The sequence below is a fragment of the Vibrio sp. 10N.247.310.24 genome (genome assembly GCF_041467175.1).
Taxonomy (GTDB): domain Bacteria; phylum Pseudomonadota; class Gammaproteobacteria; order Enterobacterales; family Vibrionaceae; genus Vibrio; species Vibrio tasmaniensis_A.
In genome coordinates, this window is the sequence record NZ_JBFSUD010000034.1 from 42,978 (window position 1) to 50,688 (window position 7,711).

Sequence of the window (7,711 nt, forward strand, 5' to 3'; positions counted from 1 at the left end):
CAAACCTAGCTTCAACACCGCAACCAAAAACGCACATAATCGCCACAATAATCAGGCTTCGAATAGAAAGCTCAAAAAAATCTTTCATCGTGATCTCACGTTTTCACCCAATCTACTGTTTTCTATATAATCTATTGAATTATTAAGATATCTATCACACTGAACAGGGTTATTTAGGTCTACGCTTTTACCCGTGTTAATAACTGATTAACTTCGGAGCGTAATCCATGTTAGGTATCCAGCTTTCTGCTGTTCTCTCTTTATTATTTTTTTCTACGGTAGCAGGCGCTGCCACTTCTCAGTTGGGAGAGCCGCTCAAACTAACCAGTTCATTTGCTGGCTACCTATCGCTGACCATTTTCGTTGTCGCCTACATCGTGGTGATGATGGAAGAATACCTAAAACTCCGAAAATCCAAGCCAGTTCTACTTGCAGCGGGCCTGATCTGGATAATCATTGGTTTTACCTACCAAGAACACAACCTTGTTGAAGTCGCCAAACAAGCGCTCGAACACAACTTACTCGAATACGCCGAACTATTACTCTTTCTACTCGTCGCCATGACATACATTAGCGCCATGGAAGAGAGAAGACTGTTTGATGCGTTGCAAGCGTGGATGGTAGGCAAAGGCTTTAACTTTCGCTCTTTGTTCTGGATAACCGGTATTCTGGCCTTCTTTATCTCACCTATCGCCGACAACCTCACGACAGCTCTACTGATGTGCGCTGTGGTTCTTAAAGTGGCAGGTTCTAACCCTAAATTCGTCAACCTAGCCTGCGTGAATATCGTGATAGCCGCCAATGCTGGCGGTGCATTCAGTCCATTCGGAGACATCACAACGCTCATGGTGTGGCAGGCTGGCTATGTGAGTTTTAGTGAGTTTATTCCTTTGTTTATTCCTTCGGTGATGAATTACCTCGTCCCTGCGTTGATCATGTCTTACTTTGTACCCACCACTCAGCCCGACACAGTCCATCAACACGTTGAATTAAAACGTGGTGCGAGGCGCATCGTATTCTTGTTCATCATGACAATAGCGACCGCTGTTGCTTTCCATGCCGTACTCCACTTCCCTCCAGTAATGGGCATGATGATGGGGCTCGCCTATCTGCAGTTCTTTGGCTATTACTTACGCAAGACTTTGCCCAACTCACTCGCCAAGAAAAAGGCGGTAGCGATCGCCAATAACGATGAAGGCGCCCTGAAGCGACTCGGTTCTGTTGTGCCATTCGATGTATTTCGAAGAGTTTCTCATGCCGAATGGGACACGCTTTTGTTCTTCTACGGCGTGGTAATGTGTGTCGGTGGCTTGAGTCTACTTGGTTACTTGGAATTAGCTTCGGGCGTGATGTATAGCCAGTGGGATCCAATTTGGGCCAACGTCATGGTGGGGATCTTATCGGCTATTGTCGATAACATTCCGGTGATGTTTGCCGTGTTATCCATGGAACCCCAAATGTCGATGGGCAACTGGCTACTGATCACCCTAACCGCGGGCGTTGGCGGCAGCTTATTGTCTATTGGTAGTGCCGCTGGTGTGGCATTAATGGGGGCTGCACATGGTAAGTACACCTTTTTTGGCCACTTAAAATGGATGCCAGTAATCATGATTGGTTATGGGGTCAGTATCGCCGCTCACCTATGGCTGAACGGTGATATGTTCTAGTCTAAAGGGGAATCAACTAAAGGCTTTTCAACACGTGTCCAGACGTTGCTTAACTGCACTGCTGGACACTGGTTGCAGGTTAACACTGCTCCTTCTTGTTGAATACGCATCATCAGCCCAGAATCCACTCGGCTATTTCCTGAATTCAACTCGATGTTAATCAAATCATTTTCAATACGATAAGTTCTAGTGACCGTGTTACCGATTGTTTGATAGGTCATTTGTCCTGACTCAAAAAGTAGATAGCTGTTATCGTCCGCGTTCTCATACATCCCTTTGAACAAAACAAGCTGCGGTACTTCAAAGGGGCGACTAGTATCAGTTAAACAACCGGTCAGCAATAACACACTAGTGAAAGCTATTATCAGAAAATGATGGTTATTCATTTGGGCATCCTTGCCTAAAAAACATGGCTAAATAATATGCAACCAAATCATTATTTTCCAGAAAGTGGCGAATTTATTGCAAAGTCACGTTTTTATTGCAGAGTCACGCTTGAGGCCTCTTAATATTCCTCCTCAGTCGTACAAACCTTCAACCTTAACCGACAGAACAGAGTTTCAAGTCGCTAGCTAAGTAGCTTTCTAAGTTTGTTTTCTTCCCTCAATCACTAACAAGCGTTGTTTACGTTCTACGCCACCCGCATAACCCGTCAGCTTTCCATTTTTACCTATCACACGATGACACGGCACAATCACAGACACCGGATTTTTGCCATTCGCCAAACCCACTGCACGCACCGCTTTTGGGTTACCAATCGCATCGGCCAATTGTGCATAGCTCCATGTTTCTCCATAAGGAATGGTCATCAGCGCTTGCCAAACCGACTGCTGAAACGGAGTGCCCTTGGCTGCGATAGGCACAGAAAACTGGATAGCTTCACCAGCAAAATAACGATCGAGCTGTTTGATAGCCAACGCAAAGATCGGAAAGCTATCATCTTGAACACCTAACTGTTCAGGCTTGGTAGTGTGAGTTTCAAACCAAAGGCCGAGCAGCCCTTCATCGTTCGCCTGTAACGTCACGGTTCCTAGTGGACTTTGATAATAAGTAAAACGGTTAGTCATAATCTCTCCTAGCTTGGTAATTCCGATGTTTATTCATTGCTTCTATATCAGAGAGGTATCTCTATTCCACTTGAAACATCGTTTAAGACTGATTCCAACAATGGAACGTGGCGTAACTTCCCCAAGGCGAAACACTCTCTGTATTAATGGTAGGGCGATGCTCGATGAATTTCTTCACCACCAAATCGCCTACTAGCAAGTGGTTAGGTTCACTGAGCCCGCGCAGCAGCGCATATTGAATCGTCCAAGGACCAATACCTTTGAGATCAATCCACTTAGAAGGATGCTCAGCTTCGTTATCGACCATGTATTGGGCAAAACGCTTTAAGGTTTCCTTACGACTTCCCGGCATCCTTAGAAAGCTCACATCAGCATCAGCTATTTGTTTAGGTGTAGGGAAATACGCTTTCTCTGATGAATCAGCAATTTGTTGTAAGTCAGAGCACTCTTGTGAATTAGCTTGCTCTTGTGAATCAAACACCTGATATGAACCTGAGAGCTTTCGCACCAACAAGTTGAGCTGACCAATGGCCGCTGTTACCGAGACTTGCTGCCCGAGAATCGCTCTTACTCCGGCTTCCCAAGCACTCCACACACCAGGGATACGAATACCACTCTTAGCCACCAAGTTGGGATCAATGGTGCTAAAGAAATCTTCAACTTTGCTGATATCAACATCAAGGTCGAACATACGTCGAATATTGGCGATCAAACTTCTTAATTGGCTCATATCATCCAACTCAAACTCAATATCCAAACTGCTCTCTTTGGCTAAAGTGGCCTTGAACCAGCCCTTCGAGCCGTTCACGTTCACTGTGCGTTGGTAATAACCGTCGCCCACCTCTTCTAAGCCTTCGATCATTCGTCGTCGATAAAAGCCCAGCAAATGATCCCAGTCCAACGGGCCATGGAAACTGAGTTGGATATGATTACTTAGATTGTTACTTGGCTTAGCTCTTCGTATTTGACTTGGCGAAAGCTGAAGCTCTTTTTGAAAGGCATCATTGAAGCGGCGCGTGCTGTTAAAACCACTCGCAAAACCGACATCGGTAATGCTCATGCTGCTGGTATGCAGTAACTGCTTGGCAAACATCAACTGGCTATAAAGGCTATATTGCTTCGGTGACACCCCGATGTAATTGTCGAACAAGGTTCGTAAATAACGATCTGAGATGCCTAGTCGAGTGGCAAGGTCGACAATCGACCCCGAATTCAGCGCACCGTTGTCGATTAATTGCATAGCTCGCAGAAAGGTAGTTTCAACACCTTTCCAAGCCGGAGAAAAAGGCGCGCTGTCTGGTCGGCAACGTAAGCATGGGCGATAACCCGCTTTCAAAGCCTGAGCTTGATGAGAAAAGTATTCGACATTTTCTTCTTTGGGTGGGCTTGCAGGGCAAATAGGGCGACAAAAAATTCCGGTTGTTTTTACCGCCGTAAAAAACATCCCATCAAAGCGAGCATCTCGCGCGTATCGAGCTAAATGACACTGCTCACTCGTTAACGTACTGTTGTGATGAATATTTCTCGACATGCTGTGCTCTTCCCATTTGCCATAATTTTTACTCCGATACCTAAAAGTTTACCGTGAACTGTCATTGTCGCTAGCCACTTTCGGAACTGAAGGTTAGATAAATCACAAAAAAGGGTTTTCTTTTTACGCAATTCGACTAAATTTAACCTTGAGAAGAAACTCTTCTCACAACGTCAACGATAGGTACTTAGCACACTAAGATGCAGAGACCTGTCGAATATAAAAAGGAAAAGGCTATGGTTCTTCACACGTGTCGTATTGTTTTATCAAACCAACAGGTTCTCACCAGTCAATCAGTCGAGCAGTCTCTCAGCTTTCTTGAAGACGAAGCGGATAAGGGGATTTCTAAGATTGAGATTGACGCAACGGATGGCAATCAAATCCATTCTTACATGTCACACTCTCTTGAAGAGTCTATCGAGAATCTAATGAATCTCTAGAATTTTCGAAGAATAGTGCTTTGAAGTGATAGGGCTTTTAAAAAAGGCTACACATACCAGGCTTAAACGATATTTATGGAATTAGAAACGAGCTCTAGTTCCGAAAAGAAGTACATTTCTGGTTTAAAAACAAAAATGGCTCCCAACTATACAACTAGTTAGGAGCCATTTTTATTTAATCAACAAAGCATATTGGTTACAGAAACAGCTGTTACTCTGGTGTTTGTTCAGCGGCTTGTTGCAACGTGTAGGCAGTCGAAGGGTCAATTTCATTAACCAACTTCTCAACCTGAATGATCGCATCAACCGAAGTACTGCTTTTACGGTAGCTCAGGTAAATTGGGCGATACCAGTCTTCAACCCCTTTGACCTTGTGCAATTGACCCGACTCGATAAAAGGTTCAACCATAGAAACAGGTAAATACGCACTACCACCTTTCTCTAAGATAAAATCTAAAGCGATACGAGCCGTTGAGGTACGTAGATACGGCGCGGGCACTTTTGGGTGACGCTCGGCATGTTCAGAACCGAAGCGCGTTCCCCAATCGACATAAACGTATTTATGTTGGAATACAGATTCCAGGTCATCTTGTTGTGTTGATACCAACACCAAAACCAAATCAGCGACTTTTTTACAGTTCAGCTCTTCCGCTTTGATCTGATCAAAAGCGAAAGCCATATCTAAGGTTCGTTCTAACAAATTACGGTTCAGTTGCTCGCGCCCCATCACCTCGGCCATAAAGCCGTAGCCACCGAAAGAGTCGGTCACCACACTTAAGCAGTTTTGTAGATACGCATCCCAGATATTCGGTGTGCCACCCAGTGTTAACTGCAACGCTTTTCCACTTTCTAACGACAGCTCAAATTTGGCTTGTTGTAAGGTGGATACCATCACTTCAGCATAACCAATCAAACGCTCACCAGAAGAGGTCAGCTTGATGTTATTGCGGTCACGAATGAAGAGCTGAGTATCAAAGTAGCCTTCAAGCTGTTTGATCCGCGCACTTACCGCCGCTTGTGTTAAATACAAGTTTTCAGCTGCACGCCCAAAATGGCGCACCCTTGCAACCTCAAGAAAGGTTCTAAATACTTTCACATCCATCAAAAATACATCTCTGTAATAAATCTGCTAACTAGCCGATCTAGGATTGTTTATCGTAAAGGCAAAAACGTTTTGCTTCCTATTTTAGCCTTTTAACAATATTTTCGCGTGAGCAATAAACACTAATTTCTATCTAACCACATTACTGAGGCTGATATGTCTGAGACCGAATTCCGACACGGAAAAAAACGTTTTTATGACACCATTAAATTCCCACGAGGGTTTGCTAAGTCGGGTGATTTTACTCTTTCAGAAGAGGAAATCCTAACCTTGTTTGGTGACACCATGTTTGCACTTGAGACTGGCGAACTTTCGCCAAGCAACTCAGAAGAAAAACACTTCATCAAAGTGTTGTCTCACCCTCATAAGGCGAAGTCCAAGTTAGAGCGTGTTTGGTTGAAGTACATTCAACTGGCTCGTGGACGCCGTCGCTTTCATACCCTAAACGGCTGCAAACGCAGCGAAGTTTCTCGGGAAGAATACGAAAGAGAGTTAGTGTTAGAAGATTAGTAAAACTGCTCAAAGTGATACCTCATCACTTTGAGCTTTTTTTTGTTCACCTCGGATTAACGGGAACTTAAAACAAACATGCTCCTTCTTCGTCATAATCAAGTGTAGCTAACCTACACAAAAACACCAATATTTATATAAAATTCATATCGATAGCGTGATAGCCACACAATTTCAATCCGTTCTATGGATCTTAATCCCAATTGAATTCATCACTCCTCATCCTACCTTTTTCTTTTGACACTTGGCTCTGCATAAAATCAATATCTCGGTATGTGACAAACGTATTAATCTTGTTTAACTTCACCAAATATCCATACAATAATTGTGCAATTTTGAGTGTTATAATCACAGATATGACGAAAAAGCAAAAACTTGACCTAAAACAATAGCGCAAGTTGATAACTTATTTTATAATGCGAATTAATGTTTAGGAACACTATAAATTCTAATATCTAGGGGCAAATTAATGAGACTTATCCCGTTAAATCAAGCAGCACAAGTAGGTAAATGGGCAGCAGCACACATCGTTAAACGCATTAACGATTTTAAACCAACTGCAGAGCGTCCTTTTGTACTTGGTCTACCAACTGGTGGTACGCCACTAGCTACTTACAAAGCACTTATCGAGCTACATAAAGCTGGTGAAGTTAGCTTCAAAAACGTAGTTACATTTAACATGGATGAGTACATTGGCATCCCTGCTGATCACCCAGAATCATACCGTACATTCATGTACACTAACTTCTTCAACCACATCGACATTCAAGAAGAGAACATTAACCTTCTAGATGGCAACGCGGAAAACAACGAAGTTGAGTGCAAACGTTACGAAGACAAAATCAAGTCTTACGGCAAAATCAACCTATTCATGGGTGGCGTAGGCAACGACGGTCACATCGCTTTCAACGAGCCAGCTTCTTCTCTATCTTCACGAACTCGTATCAAAACGTTGACTGAAGACACTCGTATCGCGAACTCTCGTTTCTTCGATGGCGACATCAACCAAGTTCCTAAGTACGCACTAACAATCGGTGTTGGTACTCTACTTGATTCTGAAGAAATCATGGTCCTAGTAACAGGCCACAACAAAGCGCTTGCTCTAGAAGCAGCGGTTGAAGGTTCTGTTAACCACCTATGGACGGTATCAGCTCTGCAACTTCACCCTAAATCAGTGATTGTTTGTGACGAGCCGGCAACTCAAGAACTTAAAGTGAAAACAGTTAAGTACTTCTCTGAGTTAGAAGCTGAGAACATTAAAGACCTATAATTCTTAGTTCTTGAATGAGAAAGGCGTCTTGTAATAGAAAGCTGCCTTAAGTAGAAAAGCCACTTAAATGTCAACACCTATCATTTAAGGTGTTTAGATCGCACAGTGTAGCGAGTCTTACTAA

8 protein-coding genes are annotated in these 7,711 nt (G+C 43.5%); 4 read left to right on the forward strand and 4 right to left on the reverse strand.

Annotated elements, in window-relative coordinates; translation table 11 throughout:
* Window positions 1-227: 227 nt before the first annotated feature.
* A complete protein-coding gene (nhaD, locus tag AB6E08_RS12525; protein ID WP_012601208.1) occupies window positions 228-1,667 on the forward strand; it encodes a sodium:proton antiporter NhaD in 1,440 nt (479 codons plus the stop codon).
* On the opposite strand, the gene AB6E08_RS12530 is transcribed toward nhaD, so the two are convergent.
* From AB6E08_RS12530 to AB6E08_RS12540, 3 genes are all read right to left on the reverse strand, one after another.
* Window positions 1,664-2,053, reverse strand: a complete 390-nt coding sequence (locus AB6E08_RS12530) for a hypothetical protein (RefSeq protein WP_102248811.1) — start codon at window positions 2,051-2,053, stop codon at window positions 1,664-1,666. The two genes, nhaD and AB6E08_RS12530, sit on opposite strands and share 4 nt — an antisense overlap.
* A 198-nt stretch (window positions 2,054-2,251) precedes the next feature.
* On the reverse strand, window positions 2,252-2,734 hold the full coding sequence (locus tag AB6E08_RS12535) for a methylated-DNA--[protein]-cysteine S-methyltransferase (protein WP_017097792.1): 483 nt from the start codon (window positions 2,732-2,734) through the stop codon (window positions 2,252-2,254).
* An 82-nt stretch (window positions 2,735-2,816) separates the two neighbouring features.
* Complete coding sequence (locus AB6E08_RS12540) at window positions 2,817-4,265, reverse strand: AlkA N-terminal domain-containing protein (RefSeq protein WP_372064621.1); 1,449 nt, start codon at window positions 4,263-4,265, stop codon at window positions 2,817-2,819.
* Between the two features lie 236 nt (window positions 4,266-4,501).
* On the opposite strand from AB6E08_RS12540, the gene AB6E08_RS12545 reads away from it, so the two are divergent.
* Complete coding sequence (locus AB6E08_RS12545; RefSeq protein WP_012601212.1) at window positions 4,502-4,705, forward strand: hypothetical protein; 204 nt, start codon at window positions 4,502-4,504, stop codon at window positions 4,703-4,705.
* A gap of 211 nt (window positions 4,706-4,916) precedes the next feature.
* Here AB6E08_RS12545 and AB6E08_RS12550 read toward each other — a convergent pair whose 3' ends face one another.
* A complete protein-coding gene (locus AB6E08_RS12550; RefSeq protein WP_029225450.1) occupies window positions 4,917-5,807 on the reverse strand; it encodes a LysR family transcriptional regulator in 891 nt (296 codons plus the stop codon).
* A gap of 156 nt (window positions 5,808-5,963) precedes the next feature.
* Here AB6E08_RS12550 and AB6E08_RS12555 point away from each other — a divergent pair, with 156 nt between their 5' ends.
* Window positions 5,964-6,317, forward strand: coding sequence for a DUF413 domain-containing protein (locus AB6E08_RS12555; RefSeq protein WP_012601214.1), 354 nt, complete (start codon window positions 5,964-5,966; stop codon window positions 6,315-6,317).
* Window positions 6,318-6,786: 469 nt separating this feature from the next.
* On the forward strand, window positions 6,787-7,587 hold the full coding sequence (gene nagB, locus AB6E08_RS12560; RefSeq protein WP_012601215.1) for a glucosamine-6-phosphate deaminase: 801 nt from the start codon (window positions 6,787-6,789) through the stop codon (window positions 7,585-7,587).
* Window positions 7,588-7,711: the final 124 nt, after the last annotated feature.